A 13,868-nucleotide genomic window follows, 5' to 3' on the forward strand; every position below is an offset into this window, starting at 1 on the left:
CGTCACTGTGCTCACTTCGCCGCCTCCCCATTCTTCGCGGGCACGGCCTCGACAGCCACCTCGGGCTTCGGGTCGGTCCGCTTCACATCCGACATGGTGTGCTCCACCGCCGGGTTGACGATGTCCGTCAGCACCTTCGGGTAGACGCCCAGCCCGATCAGCAGCACGATCAGCGGGGCGACCACCAGCACCTCCCGCAGGCGCAGGTCCGGCATCGTACGGACCTCCTCCTTCACGGGGCCGGTCATCGTGCGCTGGTAGAGCACCAGCGTGTAGAGCGCGGCCAGCACGATGCCGATGGTGGCGATGATGCCGACGACCGGATACCGGGCGAAGGTGCCGACCAGGACCAGGAATTCACTGACGAAGGGCGCGAGCCCCGGCAGCGAGAGGGTGGCGAGGCCACCGATCAGGAAGGTGCCGGCGAGGACCGGGGCCACCTTCTGGACGCCGCCGTAGTCGGCGATGAGCCGCGAGCCGCGCCGCGAGATCAGGAAGCCGGCCACCAGCATCAGCGCCGCCGTCGAGATCCCGTGGTTGACCATGTAGAGCGTCGCACCGGACTGGCCCTGGGAGGTCATCGCGAAGATGCCCAGGATGATGAAGCCGAAGTGCGAGATGGAGGCGTAGGCGACCAGCCGCTTGATGTCGCGCTGCCCGACCGCGACCAGCGCGCCGTAGACGATGCTGATCAGGGCCAGGACGAGGATCACCGGTGTGGCCCACTTGCTGGCGTCGGGGAAGAGCCCGAGGCAGAAGCGGAGCATCGCGAAGGTGCCGACCTTGTCGACGACCGCGGTGATCAGCACGGCGACCGGGGCGGTGGCCTCGCCCATCGCGTTCGGCAGCCACGTGTGCAGCGGCCACAGCGGGGCCTTCACCGCGAAGGCGAAGAAGAAGCCGAGGAACAGCAGCCGCTCGGTGTTGGTCGCCATGTCGAGCGTGCCCGCGGCGCGGGCGGCGGCGATCTCCTGGAGCGAGAAGTTCCCGGCGACCACGTACAGCCCGATGACGGCGGCCAGCATGATCAGGCCGCCGACCAGGTTGTAGAGGAGGAACTTGACCGCCGCGTACGAGCGCTGCGCGGCCGCGTTCCCGTCCGATCCCGAGTGGGCCCGGTCCCCGAAGCCACCGATGAGGAAGTACATCGGAATGAGCATGGCTTCGAAGAAGATGTAGAAGAGGAAGACGTCGGTGGCCTCGAAGGAGATGATCACCATCGCCTCGACCAGCAGGATCAGGGCGAAGAATCCCTGCGTCGGCCGCCAGCGCGAGGAGGACGTCTCCAGCGGGTCGGCGTCGTGCCAGCCGGCCCCGATCACGAAGGGGATCAGCAGCGCGGTGAGCGCGATCAGCGCCACCCCGATCCCGTCGACGCCCAGCTCGTAGCGGACGCCGAAGTCGGCGATCCAGGCACGGGATTCGGTGAGCTGGTAGCGGTCACCGCCGGGCTCGAAGCTGATCGCGACGAGCACGGCCAGGACCAGGGTCGCCAGCGAGAAGAGCAGGGCGAGCCACTTGGCGGCGGTCCTGCGGGCGGCCGGGACGGCCGCCGTCAGGATCGCACCGGCCGCGGGGACCGCGGCCGTCACCGTCAGAAGCGGGAAATTCATCTCACACCGCCCTCATCAGCAGGGTCGCGGCGATCAGGATCGCCGTGCCCCCGAACATCGAGACCGCGTAGCTGCGGGCATAGCCGTTCTGCAGCTTGCGCAGCCGGCCCGAGAGCCCGCCGACCGAGGCGGCCGTCCCGTTGACCACCCCGTCGACCAGGCTGTGGTCGACGTACACGAGCGAGCGGGTCAGGTGCTCCCCGCCGCGCACCAGCACGACGTGGTTGAAGTCGTCCTGGAGGAGGTCCCGCCTGGCCGCCCGGGTGAGGAGCGAGCCGCGCGGGGCGACGACCGGGACGGGCCTGCGCCCGTACATCGCCCAGGCGATGGCCACGCCGATGACCAGGACCGCCATGGTGGCCAGGGTCACCGTCAGCGCGCTGACCGGGGGGTGGCCGTGCGCGTACCCCGTGACGGGCTCAAGCCAGTTCAGGAACCGGTCGCCGATGGCGAAGAAGCCACCGGCGAAGACCGATCCGAAGGCCAGCACGATCATCGGGATGGTCATGGACTTCGGGGACTCGTGGGGGTGCGGCATCTCACCGGGGTGCGCTTCGACGCCGGGCTCGATCCCGGGCGTCTTGTCCGGGTCCGGGGCCGGCTGCCAGCGCTTCTCCCCGAAGAAGGTGAGGAGCATGACGCGGGTCATGTAGAACGCGGTGATGGCCGCGCCCAGCAGGGCCACTCCACCGAGGATCCAGCCCTCGGTACCGCCCTTCGCGAACGCCGCCTCGATGATCCGGTCCTTGGAGAAGAAGCCGGACAGGCCCGGGAAGCCGATGATGGCCAGGTAGCCGAGGCCGAAGGTGACGAAGGTGACCGGCATGTAGGTGCGCAGGCCCCCGTACTTGCGCATGTCGACCTCGTCGTTCATCCCGTGCATCACGGAACCGGCGCCGAGGAAGAGGCCCGCCTTGAAGAAGCCGTGCGTCACCAGGTGCATGATCGCGAAGACGTAGCCGATCGGGCCGAGGCCCGCGGCCAGGATCATGTAGCCGATCTGCGACATCGTCGACCCGGCGAGGGCCTTCTTGATGTCGTCCTTCGCGCAACCGACGATCGCACCGAAGAGGAGCGTGACCGCCCCCACGACGGTGACTACCAGCTGGGCGTCGGGCGCCCCGTTGAAGACGGCGCCCGAGCGGACGATCAGGTACACGCCCGCCGTCACCATCGTCGCCGCGTGGATCAGCGCCGAGACCGGGGTCGGGCCCTCCATCGCGTCGCCGAGCCAGGACTGCAGCGGCACCTGGGCCGACTTGCCGCAGGCGGCCAGCAGCAGCATCAGGCCGATCGCCGTCAGCTTGCCTTCCGACGTCTCACCGACCGCACCGAACACCGGCCCGAAGGCGAAGGTTCCGAAGGTGGTGAACATCAGCATGATCGCGATCGACAGGCCCATGTCGCCGACGCGGTTGACCAGGAAGGCCTTCTTCGCGGCCGTGGCCGCGCTGGGCTTGTGCTGCCAGAATCCGATCAGGAGGTACGAGGCGAGGCCCACGCCCTCCCAGCCGAAGTACAGCAGCAGGTAGTTGTCGGCGAGGACCAGCAGCAGCATCGCCGCGACGAACAGGTTGAGGTAGCCGAAGAAGCGGCGGCGGCGCTCGTCGTGCTCCATGTACCCGATCGAGTACACGTGGATGAGCGTGCCCACCCCGGAGATCAGCAGGACGAAGGTCATCGACAGCTGGTCGAGCTGGAAGGCGATGTCCGCCTGGAAGCCCTCCACCGGGATCCAGCTCCACAGCCGCTGGTGCAGGGTCCGCTCCTCGGCGCCGCGCCCCAGCATGTCCGCGAACAGGGCGAGGCCGATACCGAAGGAGACGGCCGCGAGCACGGTGCCGATCCAGTGGCCGGACTTGTCGAGGCGCCGGCCGCCGCACAGCAGCACCGCCGCTCCGAGCAGGGGCGCTGCCACCAGCAGCGCAATCAGATTCTCCACTGTGAGCGCCCCTTACAGCTTCATCAGGCTGGCGTCGTCGACCGAGGCCGAGTGGCGGGTACGGAACAGCGACACGATGATCGCGAGGCCCACCACGACCTCCGCGGCGGCGACGACCATCGTGAAGAACGCGATGATCTGGCCGTCGAGGTTGCCGTGCATCCGCGAGAAGGCGACGAAGGCGAGGTTGCAGGCGTTGAGCATCAGCTCGACGCACATGAACAGCACGATCGCGTTCTTGCGGATCAGCACACCGGCCGCGCCGATGGTGAACAGCAGGGCCGCCAGGTACAGGTAGTTGACCGGATTCACTTCGAGGCCTCCTCTCGCCCGAGGCGCTCCGCGGACCGCTGCTCCAGCGCCTTGAGGTCGTCCAGCGCCTCGCTGGACACGTCCCGGATCTGGCCGCGGGCGCGCAGCGTCTTGCTGACCGTCAGCTCGGAGGGGGTGCCGTCCGGCAGCAGTCCGGCCACGTCCACCGCGTTGTGCCGGGCGTAGACGCCGGGCGCGGGCAACGGCGGGAGCTGGACGCCCTCGCGGACGCGCCGCTCGGCGAGCTCGCGCTGGGTGGCGGCCCGCTCGGTGCGCTCGCGGTGGGTGAGCACCATCGCGCCGACGGCCGCGGTGATCAGCAGCGCGCCGGTGATCTCGAAGGCGAAGACGTACTTGGTGAAGATCAGCTGGGCCAGGCCCTCGACGTGCCCGGCGGAGTTGATCCGGCCGAGCCCGTTGAAGCGGGTGAGGTGGGCGTGGGCGATGCCGGCGATCAGCAGGATGCCGAAGCCGAGACCGCACAGGACCGCCAGCCAGCGCTGCCCCTTGATGGTCTCCTTCAGGGAGTCGGCGGCGGTGACGCCGACGAGCATGACCACGAAGAGGAAGAGCATCATGATGGCGCCGGTGTAGACGATGACCTGGACGACGCCCAGGAAGTACGCCCCGTTGGCGAGGTAGAAGACCGCCAGGATGATCATCGTCCCGGCCAGGCTGAGGGCGCTGTGGACGGCCTTCTTCATCAGGATCGTCGCGAGTGCGCCGATGACGGCGACCGTGCCGAGGACCCAGAACTGGATCGCCTCACCCGTCGAGGTCAGGGTGGCGGCGGCGATGGCGCTCATGCCTCCACCTCCTCGGGCTTCTCCGCGACCTCGCCCTTGGAGACGGCCACTTGCCGGACCGTGCCGGGGGCGGCCCCCGTCACCCGTCCGCGGTAGTAGTCCGTGTCCTCCGTGCCGGGGACCATCGCGTGCGGCGCCTCGACCATGCCCTCCGTGAGGCCGGCGAGCAGCTGCTCCTTGGTGTAGATGAGCGATTCGCGGCTGGAGTCGGCCAGTTCGAACTCGTTCGTCATGGTCAGCGCCCTGGTCGGGCACGCCTCGACGCACAGCCCGCACAGGATGCAGCGGGCGTAGTTGATCTGGTAGACCGCGCCGTACCGCTCACCCGGGGAGTAGCGCTCCTCCTCGGTGTTGTCCGCGCCCTCCACGTAGATGGCGTCGGCGGGACAGGCCCAGGCGCACAGCTCGCACCCGATGCACTTCTCCAGACCGTCCGGGTGCCGGTTGAGCTGGTGCCGTCCGTGGAAGCGCGGGGCGGTGGTCTTGTGCTCCTCCGGGTACTGCTCGGTGAGGCGCTTCTTGAACATGGCCTTGAAGGTCACGCCGAAGCCGGCCACCGGGTTCTGCCACTTCTCGTCAGACATTCTCAGCACCCTCCTCTCGGTCACTGTCAGTATTCGCCCCGCCACTGACAATCAGCTCCCGCTCTCCGCGAGGCCGTCGGCGCGGTACGGGTTCCAGGTGCTGGCCGGGCTTGGGCGGTACGGGGAATCCGCCCGCCAGCGGGTCGAAGGGCTCGGCCGCGGTGGCCTTGCCGGCCTCCTCTGCGGCGGCCTTCTCCCGCTTGTCGCGGAAGAGGTCGGCGACGAAGGAGAGGAGCAGGACCGCCACGACGGCGCCGCCGACGTAGAGGACGATCTCGCTGAAGTCGTACGCCTCGTTGCGCAGCGCCCGGACGGTCGCGACCAGCATCAGCCAGACCACCGAGACCGGGATCAGGACCTTCCAGCCGAGCTTCATCAGCTGGTCGTAGCGCACGCGGGGCAGCGTGCCGCGCAGCCAGATGAAGAAGAACAGCAGCAGCTGCACCTTGATGACGAACCAGAGCATCGGCCACCAGCCGTGGTTCGCGCCCTCCCAGTACGTCGAGATCGGCGCCGGGGCCCGCCAGCCACCCAGGAAGAGGGTGACCGAGACCGCCGAGACGGTGACCATGTTGACGTACTCGGCGAGCATGAACAGCGCGAACTTGATGGACGAGTACTCGGTGTTGAAGCCGCCGACCAGGTCGCCCTCGGACTCCGGCATGTCGAAGGGGGCGCGGTTCGTCTCGCCGACCATCGTGATGACGTAGATGATGAAGGACACCGGCAGCAGGATGATGTACCAGCGGTCCGCCTGTGCTTCCACGATCGCCGAGGTCGACATCGACCCGGAGTAGAGGAAGACCGAGGCGAAGGCCGCGCCCATGGCGATCTCGTAGGAGATCATCTGCGCGCAGGAGCGCAGGCCGCCGAGGAGCGGGTACGTCGAGCCGGAGGACCAGCCGGCCAGCACGATGCCGTAGATGCCGACCGAGGCCACCGCGAGGATGTAGAGCATCGCGATGGGCAGGTCGGTCAGCTGCATCGTGGTGCGCTGGCCGAAGATGGACACCTCGTCCCCCGGGGGGCCGAAGGGGATCACCGCGATGGCCATGAAGGCCGGGATGGCCGCGATGATCGGGGCCAGAACGTAGACGACCTTGTCGGCGCGCTTGACGACGACGTCTTCCTTGAGCATCAGCTTGACGCCGTCGGCGAGCGACTGGAGCAGGCCCCAGGGGCCGTGCCGGTTGGGGCCGATGCGCAGCTGCATCCAGGCGACGACCTTGCGCTCCCACACGATGGAGAAGAGCACGGTCACCATCAGGAAGGCGAAGCAGAACACCGCCTTGACGACGACGAGCCACCAGACGTCCTTGCCGAACAGGGACAGGTCCTCGGCGGCGAGCTGTACGAGGTCACCGTGTACCGCGTTCACGCGTCCACCTCCGCAGTGGTGCCGGCGGCGCCGGCCGGGGTCGCCGGGCCGATGCGTACGAGGGTGCCCGGGCGGGCGCCCGTGTCGGCGAGGACGCCCGACCCGGTGGAGTTCAGCGGGAGCCAGACCACCCGGTCTGGCATCTCGGTGATCCGGAGCGGGAGTTCCACGGAGCCGGCCGGGCCGGTGACCGCGAGGACGTCCCCGTTCTTGACGCCCGTCTCGGCGGCCGTGGCCGCCGACAGCCGGGCGGTCGCCTCGTGCCGGGTGCCGGCCAGGGCGTCGTCGCCCTCCTGGAGCTTGCCCTGGTCGAGGAGGAGCCGGTGGCCCGCGAGGACCGCCTCGCCCGCTCCCGGGCGGGGCAGCGGCTCGGTGTCCGCGGACTGCTCGGCGGCGCGCCCCCCGGTCCACGGGCCGAGCCCGTCGAGCTCCCGGCGTACGGCGTGTACGTCGGGCAGCGCGATCGGCCGGTCGGCCGCGTCGGCCAGCATGTGCAGCACGCGGGCGTCGGCGGGGGCGAGCCGGCGGGTCATCTGGTCGGGCTTGAGCGCGGCCTCGAACGGCCGGACCCTGCCCTCCCAGTTGATGAACGCGCCCTCCTTCTCGGCCACCGCGGCGACCGGGAGGACCACGTCCGCGTGGTCGGTGACCTCGCTGGGCCGCAGTTCCAGGGAGACCACGAAGGCCTCCTGGAGCGCGATCCGGGCGCGGGCCGGGTCCGGCAGGTCCGCGACCTCGACGCCCGCGACCAGCAGGGCGAAGAGCTCGCGTCCGGCGGCGGCCTCGATGATCTGGCCGGTGTCGCGGCCATAACGGTGCGGGAGGTCGTCCAGGCCCCAGGCGGTGGCGACCTCGTCGCGGGCCCGCGGGTCGGTGGCCGGGCGGGCGCCGGGCAGCAGGGACGGCAGCGCGCCCGCCTCGACGGCGGCGCGCTCACCGGCCCTGCGCGGGATCCACACCAGCGTGGCCCCGGTCGCCGTGGCCGCCCGTACTGCGGCGGTCAGCGCGCCGGGTACCCCGGCGAGGCGCTCCCCGACGACGATGACCGCGCCGGGCAGGCGCAGCGCCTCGGCGGCAGCGGCCCCGCCGGCCTCCAGGCCGGTGCGGGAGGCCAGTGCGTCCAGCCACGCCGGTTCGGTGCCGGGGGCGGCGGCCAGCAGGGTGCCGCCCGCCTTGTCCAGGCCGCGGGTGGCGAAGGGGGCGAGGGCGAAGGTCCGCTGCTTGTGCTTGCGGTGGGCCTTGCGCAGCCGCAGGAAGACCCCGGGGGCCTCCTCCTCGGACTCGATGCCGGCGAGCAGCACCGCGGGCGCCGCCTCCAGCGAGGTGTACGTGACCCCCGACCCGTCGAGGTCCCGGCCCGTGCCGGCCACGGTGGCGGCCAGGAAGTCGGCCTCCTCCGCGCTGTGCACGCGGGCCCGGAAGTCGATGTCGTTGGTGTCGAGCACCACCCGGGCGAACTTGGCGTACGCGTAGGCGTCCTCGACGGTGAGCCGGCCGCCGGTCAGCACTCCGGCCCGGCCGCGCGCGGCGGCGAGGCCGTTCGCCGCGGCCTCCAGGGCCTCGGGCCAGCTCGCCGGCTCCAGGACCCCGGCGGCGTTGCGCACCAGCGGGGTGGTGAGCCGGTCCCGCAGCTGCGCGTAGCGGAACCCGAAGCGGCCCTTGTCGCAGACCCATTCCTCGTTGACCTCGGGGTCCTCCGCGGCCAGCCGGCGCAGCACCTTGCCGCGGCGGTGGTCGGTCCGGGTCGCGCAGCCGCCCGCGCAGTGCTCGCACACGCTCGGGGAGGAGACGAGGTCGAAGGGGCGGGAGCGGAACCGGTACGCGGCGGAGGTGAGGGCGCCCACCGGGCAGATCTGGATGGTGTTGCCGGAGAAGTACGACTCGAACGGGTCGCCCTCGCCGGTGCCGACCTGCTGGAGCGCGCCGCGCTCCAGCAGCTCGATCATCGGGTCACCGGCGATCTCGTTGGAGAAACGGGTGCAGCGCGCGCACAGCACGCACCGTTCGCGGTCCAGGAGCACCTGGGTGGAGATCGGGACCGGCTTCTCGTACGTCCGCTTGAGCCCGTCGAAACGGGATTCCGCGTTGCCGTGCGACATCGCCTGGTTCTGCAGCGGGCACTCGCCGCCCTTGTCGCAGACCGGGCAGTCCAGCGGGTGGTTGATGAGCAGCAGCTCCATCACCCCGCGCTGGGCCTTGTCGGCGACCTGGGAGGTGAGCTGGGTCTTGACCACCATGCCGTCGGTGCAGGTGATGGTGCAGGAGGCCATCGGCTTGCGCTGGCCCTCGACCTCGACGATGCACTGGCGGCAGGCGCCGGCCGGGGAGAGGAGCGGGTGATCGCAGAACCGGGGGATCTCGATGCCGAGCTGCTCGGCGGCCCGGATGACGAGGGTGCCCTTGGGAACCGAGAGCTCGGCCCCGTCGATGGTCAGCGAGACCGTGTTCTCGGCGTCCTGCGGCCGCCCGGCAGCCCCTCCGCCACCGGCGGGAGCGTTACTGGCGACGGTCATGCGGTCACCTCCGTGTCAGCCCAGAGGGTCGACTTCCTGGGGTCGAAGGGGCAGCCCTTGCCCGTGATGTGCTGCTCGTACTCCTCGCGGAAGTACTTGAGCGAGGAGAAGATCGGGCTGGCCGCGCCGTCGCCGAGCGCGCAGAAGGACTTGCCGTTGATGTTGTCGGCGATGTCGTTCAGCTTGTCGAGGTCGGACATGACGCCCTTGCCGGCCTCGATGTCGCGGAGCAACTGGACCAGCCAGTACGTGCCTTCGCGGCACGGGGTGCACTTGCCGCAGGACTCGTGGGCGTAGAACTCGGTCCACCGCGTGACGGCCCGCACCACGCAGGTCGTCTCGTCGAAGCACTGGAGCGCCTTCGTGCCGAGCATCGAGCCGGCCGCGCCCACGCCCTCGTAGTCGAGCGGGACGTCGAGGTGCTCGTCCGTGAACATCGGGGTGGAGGATCCGCCCGGGGTCCAGAACTTCAGCCGGTGTCCGGGCCGCATCCCGCCGCTCATGTCGAGCAGCTGGCGCAGGGTGATCCCGAGCGGCGCCTCGTACTGGCCGGGGCCGGCCACGTGCCCGGAGAGCGAATACAGCGTGAAACCGGGGGACTTCTCCGTCCCCATCGCCTTGAACCAGTCCTTGCCCTTGTGCAGGATCGCGGGAACCGAGGCGATCGACTCCACGTTGTTGACGACAGTGGGGCACGCGTAGAGCCCCTCCACGGCAGGGAAGGGGGGACGCAGCCGGGGCTGACCGCGCCGGCCTTCGAGGGAGTCGAGCAGAGCCGTCTCCTCGCCGCAGATGTACGCGCCCGCCCCCGCGTGCACCGTGATGTCGAGGTCGAGCCCGCTCCCCAGGATGTCCTTCCCGAGGTAACCGGCCTCGTACGCCTCACGGACCGCCAGGTGCAGGCGCCGCAGGACCGGCACCACCTCGCCGCGCAGGTAGATGAAGGCGTGCTGCGAGCGGATCGCGTAGCACGCGATGATCATTCCCTCGATGAGGGAGTGCGGGTTGGCGAAGAGAAGGGGGATGTCCTTGCAGGTTCCCGGTTCCGACTCGTCCGCGTTCACGACGAGGTAGTGCGGCTTTCCGTCGCCCTGCGGGATGAACTGCCACTTCATTCCGGTGGGGAAGCCCGCGCCGCCGCGTCCGCGCAGGCCCGAGTCCTTCACGTACGCGATGAGGTCGTCCGGGGTCATCGCGAGGGCCTTGCGCAGGCCCTCGTAGCCCTCGTGGCGCCGGTAGGTCTCCAGCGTCCACGACTCCGGCTCGTCCCAGAAGGCCGAAAGGACGGGTGAGAGGAGCTTCTCCGGGCTGGTGCCGTTCTTGCTCAGTTCAGTCGACACGGTCATCACTCCCCTCCCTCGGTGGTGGTGTCGCCACGCGCTTCGCCACGCGGGTGGACGATCGGGGTGTGCGGGGACTCGCCCCGGGCGATGCGCAGCCCGATCAGGGAGGCGGGGCCGGCGCCGCCGGTGGCCTCGACCGCACCCTCGCGCTCGTCGGGGAAACCGGCCAGGATCCGGGCGGTCTCCTTGTACGTGCACAGCGGCGCGCCCCGGGTCGGGGAGACCTCGCGGCCCGCCAGGAGGTCGTCGACCATGGCCTTGGCGGACTCGGGCGTCTGGTTGTCGAAGAACTCCCAGTTGACCATCACCACGGGGGCGAAGTCGCAGGCCGCGTTGCACTCGATGTGCTCCAGCGTGACCTTGCCGTCGGGGGTGGTCTCGTTGTTGCCGACCCCCAGGTGCTCCTTGAGCTCCTCGAAGATGGCGTCGCCGCCCATGACCGCGCACAGGGTGTTCGTACACACGCCGACCTGGTAGTCCCCGGAGGGCTTGCGCCGGTACATCGTGTAGAAGGTCGCGACGGCCGTGACCTCGGCGGTGGTCAGGCCCAGTACGTCGGCGCAGAAGCGGATGCCCGTGCGCGAGACGTGGCCCTCCTCCGACTGGCAGAGGTGCAGCAGGGGCAGCAGCGCGGAGCGGCTGTCGGGGTAGCGGGCGATGACTTCCCGCGCGTCCGCTTCGAGCCGGGCGCGTACCTCGGCCGGGAAGTCGGGGGCGGGAAGCTGGGGCATCCCCAACTGGATGTCGGTCATCGGTCGACGCCTCCCATCACGGGGTCGATGGAGGCGACGGCGACGATGACGTCGGCGACCTGGCCGCCCTCGCACATCGCGGCCATGGCCTGCAGGTTGGTGAAGGACGGGTCGCGGAAGTGGACCCGGTACGGGCGGGTGCCGCCGTCGGAGACGACGTGCACGCCGAGCTCGCCCTTCGGCGACTCGACGGCGCTGTACGCCTGCCCGGCCGGTACCCGGAAGCCCTCGGTCACCAGCTTGAAGTGGTGGATGAGGGCCTCCATGGAGGTGCCCATGATGTTCTTGATGTGGTCGAGCGAGTTGCCGAGGCCGTCCGGGCCCATCGCCAGCTGCGCCGGCCAGGCGATCTTCTTGTCGGCGACCATCACCGGACCCGGCTCCAGCCGGGCCAGGCACTGCTCGACGATGCGCAGCGACTGGCGCATCTCCTCCAGGCGGATCAGGAACCGCCCGTAGGAGTCGCAGCTGTCGGTGGTCGGCACGTCGAACTCGTAGGTCTCGTAACCGCAGTACGGATCCGACTTGCGCAGGTCGTGGGGCAGGCCCGCGGAGCGCAGGATCGGGCCGGTGGCGCCGAGCGCCATGCAGCCGGTGAGGTCGAGGTAGCCGACGTCCTGCATGCGGGCCTTGAAGATGGGGTTGCCGGTGGCGAGCTTGTCGTACTCCGGCAGGTTCTTCTTCATGGTCTTCACGAACTCGCGCAGCTGGTCGACGGCGCCCGGGGGCAGGTCCTGCGCGAGGCCGCCGGGGCGGACGAACGCGTGGTTCATGCGCAGTCCGGTGATCAGCTCGAAGATGTCGAGGATCAGCTCGCGGTCGCGGAAGCCGTAGATCATGATCGTGGTCGCGCCGAGCTCCATGCCGCCGGTGGCGATGCACACCAGGTGGGAGGAGAGCCGGTTGAGCTCCATCAGCAGGACGCGGATGACGGTGGCGCGGTCCGGGATCTGGTCGGTGATGCCGAGCAGCTTCTCGACGCCGAGGCAGTACGCCGTCTCGTTGAAGAACGGCGTCAGGTAGTCCATGCGCGTGACGAAGGTGGTGCCCTGCGTCCAGTTCCGGTATTCGAGGTTCTTCTCGATGCCGGTGTGCAGGTAGCCGATGCCGCAGCGGGCCTCGGTGACCGTCTCGCCGTCGATCTCCAGGATCAGGCGGAGCACTCCGTGGGTGGACGGGTGCTGGGGGCCCATGTTGACGACGATCCGCTCGTCGTCGGCACGGGCCGCGGACTGGACGACCTCGTCCCAGTCGCCGCCGGTGACGGTGTAGACGAGGCCTTCGGTGGTCTCCCGGGAGGAGGCGTGGTGCGATGCGTTCGGGGTGTTCATCAGCTGTACGACCTCCGCTGGTCGGGAGCCGGGATCTGGGCGCCCTTGTACTCGACGGCGATGCCGCCGAGCGGGTAGTCCTTGCGCTGCGGGAAGCCCTGCCAGTCGTCCGGCATCATGATCCGGGTGAGGGCCGGGTGCCCGTCGAAGATCAGCCCGAAGAAGTCGTACGTCTCACGCTCGTGCCAGTCGTTGGTCGGGTAGACGGAGACGAGCGAAGGGACGTGCGGGTCGCTGTCCGGTACGGACACCTCCAGCCGCAGGACGCGGCCGTGGGTGAGCGAGCGCAGGTGGTAGACGGCGTGCAGCTCGCGGCCTTTGTCCTGCGGGTAGTGCACGCCGGAGACGCCGGTGCACAGCTCGAAGCGCAGGGCGGGATCGTCGCGCAGGGTGCTCGCGACCCGGACGAGGTGCTCGCGGTCGATGTGGAAGGTCAGCTCGCCCCGGTCGACCACCGTCTTCTCGATGGCGTTCTCGGGGACCAGGTCCTGCTCTTCCAGGGCGCCCTCGAGTTCGTCGGCCACCTCGTCGAAGTAGGACCCGTACGGGCGGACGGCCGGGCCGGGCAGGCGTACGGAGCGCACGAGGCCGCCGTAGCCGGAGGTGTCGCCGCCGTTCCGGGCGCCGAACATGCCGCGCTGGACGCGGACCTCCTCGCCGTGGTCCCCGCGCTGGCCGGGGAGGTTCTGGCGGCTGAGTTCCTTGTCGGGGTTGGGTTCGCGGGTCTCACTCACCGGAGCAGCCCCTTCATCTCGATGATGGGGAGGGCCTTGAGGGCCGCCTCCTCCGCCTCGCGGGCCGCCTCTTCCCGGTTCACGCCGAGCTTGGAGCCCTGGATCTTCTGGTGGAGCTTGAGGATCGCGTCCATCAGCATCTCGGGGCGCGGCGGGCAGCCGGGGAGGTAGATGTCCACGGGAACGATGTGGTCGACGCCTTGGACAATCGCGTAGTTATTGAACATTCCGCCTGAAGATGCGCAAACCCCCATGGAGATGACCCATTTGGGAGCGGGCATCTGGTCGTACACCTGCCGCAGCACCGGTGCCATCTTCTGGCTGACCCTGCCCGCCACGATCATCAGATCGGCCTGGCGCGGCGAGCCGCGGAAGACCTCCATGCCGAAGCGGGCCAGGTCGTACCGGCCCGCTCCGGTGGTCATCATCTCGATGGCGCAGCACGCCAGGCCGAAGGTCGCGGGGAAGACGGATGACTTGCGCACCCAGCCCGCGGCCTGTTCGACGGTGGTCAGCAGAAAGCCGCTCGGCAGCTTCTCTTCCAGTCCCATGGAAAATTC

Annotated in this window: 12 protein-coding genes; all 12 read right to left on the reverse strand. The window is 69.7% G+C overall.

The annotated features are described in order from the left end of the window. Positions 1-11: 11 nt before the first annotated feature. From AB0D48_RS14690 to AB0D48_RS14745, 12 genes are read right to left on the reverse strand one after another with little or no spacing between them, the layout of a single operon-like run. On the reverse strand, positions 12-1,613 hold the full coding sequence (locus tag AB0D48_RS14690) for an NADH-quinone oxidoreductase subunit M (protein WP_362395387.1): 1,602 nt from the start codon (positions 1,611-1,613) through the stop codon (positions 12-14). Position 1,614: 1 nt separating this feature from the next. Next, entirely contained in the window at positions 1,615-3,555 is a 1,941-nt protein-coding gene (gene nuoL, locus AB0D48_RS14695) for an NADH-quinone oxidoreductase subunit L (protein WP_362395390.1), read from the reverse strand. A gap of 12 nt (positions 3,556-3,567) precedes the next feature. Next, positions 3,568-3,867 carry an NADH-quinone oxidoreductase subunit NuoK gene (gene nuoK / locus AB0D48_RS14700; protein WP_030864698.1) on the reverse strand — a complete coding sequence of 100 codons (300 nt, stop codon included), beginning with the start codon at positions 3,865-3,867 and terminating at the stop codon, positions 3,568-3,570. Then, positions 3,864-4,673: an NADH-quinone oxidoreductase subunit J gene (locus tag AB0D48_RS14705; RefSeq protein ID WP_362395393.1), complete on the reverse strand. Its 810-nt coding sequence runs from the start codon at positions 4,671-4,673 to the stop codon at positions 3,864-3,866. Before AB0D48_RS14705 ends, nuoK begins: the two co-directional genes overlap by 4 nt. Beyond that, positions 4,670-5,257, reverse strand: a complete 588-nt coding sequence (gene nuoI / locus AB0D48_RS14710) for an NADH-quinone oxidoreductase subunit NuoI (protein WP_362395395.1) — start codon at positions 5,255-5,257, stop codon at positions 4,670-4,672. Before nuoI ends, AB0D48_RS14705 begins: the two co-directional genes overlap by 4 nt. Further along, positions 5,250-6,635: an NADH-quinone oxidoreductase subunit NuoH gene (gene nuoH / locus AB0D48_RS14715; RefSeq protein ID WP_362395398.1), complete on the reverse strand. Its 1,386-nt coding sequence runs from the start codon at positions 6,633-6,635 to the stop codon at positions 5,250-5,252. The genes nuoI and nuoH overlap by 8 nt, the downstream gene beginning before the upstream one ends. Next, positions 6,632-9,148, reverse strand: a complete 2,517-nt coding sequence (locus AB0D48_RS14720) for an NADH-quinone oxidoreductase subunit G (protein ID WP_362395401.1) — start codon at positions 9,146-9,148, stop codon at positions 6,632-6,634. Before AB0D48_RS14720 ends, nuoH begins: the two co-directional genes overlap by 4 nt. Beyond that, positions 9,145-10,494, reverse strand: coding sequence for an NADH-quinone oxidoreductase subunit NuoF (nuoF, locus tag AB0D48_RS14725; protein WP_362395403.1), 1,350 nt, complete (start codon positions 10,492-10,494; stop codon positions 9,145-9,147). Before nuoF ends, AB0D48_RS14720 begins: the two co-directional genes overlap by 4 nt. Continuing rightward, positions 10,494-11,243 carry an NADH-quinone oxidoreductase subunit NuoE gene (nuoE, locus tag AB0D48_RS14730; RefSeq protein ID WP_362395406.1) on the reverse strand — a complete coding sequence of 250 codons (750 nt, stop codon included), beginning with the start codon at positions 11,241-11,243 and terminating at the stop codon, positions 10,494-10,496. The genes nuoF and nuoE overlap by 1 nt, the downstream gene beginning before the upstream one ends. Next, positions 11,240-12,574 carry an NADH-quinone oxidoreductase subunit D gene (locus tag AB0D48_RS14735; protein WP_362395409.1) on the reverse strand — a complete coding sequence of 445 codons (1,335 nt, stop codon included), beginning with the start codon at positions 12,572-12,574 and terminating at the stop codon, positions 11,240-11,242. Before AB0D48_RS14735 ends, nuoE begins: the two co-directional genes overlap by 4 nt. Further along, positions 12,574-13,308 (reverse strand): NADH-quinone oxidoreductase subunit C, encoded by a 735-nt coding sequence (locus AB0D48_RS14740; protein ID WP_362395412.1) that lies wholly within the window; start codon positions 13,306-13,308, stop codon positions 12,574-12,576. Before AB0D48_RS14740 ends, AB0D48_RS14735 begins: the two co-directional genes overlap by 1 nt. Continuing rightward, on the reverse strand, positions 13,305-13,859 hold the full coding sequence (locus AB0D48_RS14745) for an NADH-quinone oxidoreductase subunit B (protein ID WP_030010012.1): 555 nt from the start codon (positions 13,857-13,859) through the stop codon (positions 13,305-13,307). The genes AB0D48_RS14740 and AB0D48_RS14745 overlap by 4 nt, the downstream gene beginning before the upstream one ends. Positions 13,860-13,868: the final 9 nt, after the last annotated feature.

Origin of the sequence: Streptomyces sp. NPDC048269 (genome assembly GCF_040652395.1) — a bacterium.
Classification (GTDB): Bacteria; Actinomycetota; Actinomycetes; order Streptomycetales; family Streptomycetaceae; genus Streptomyces.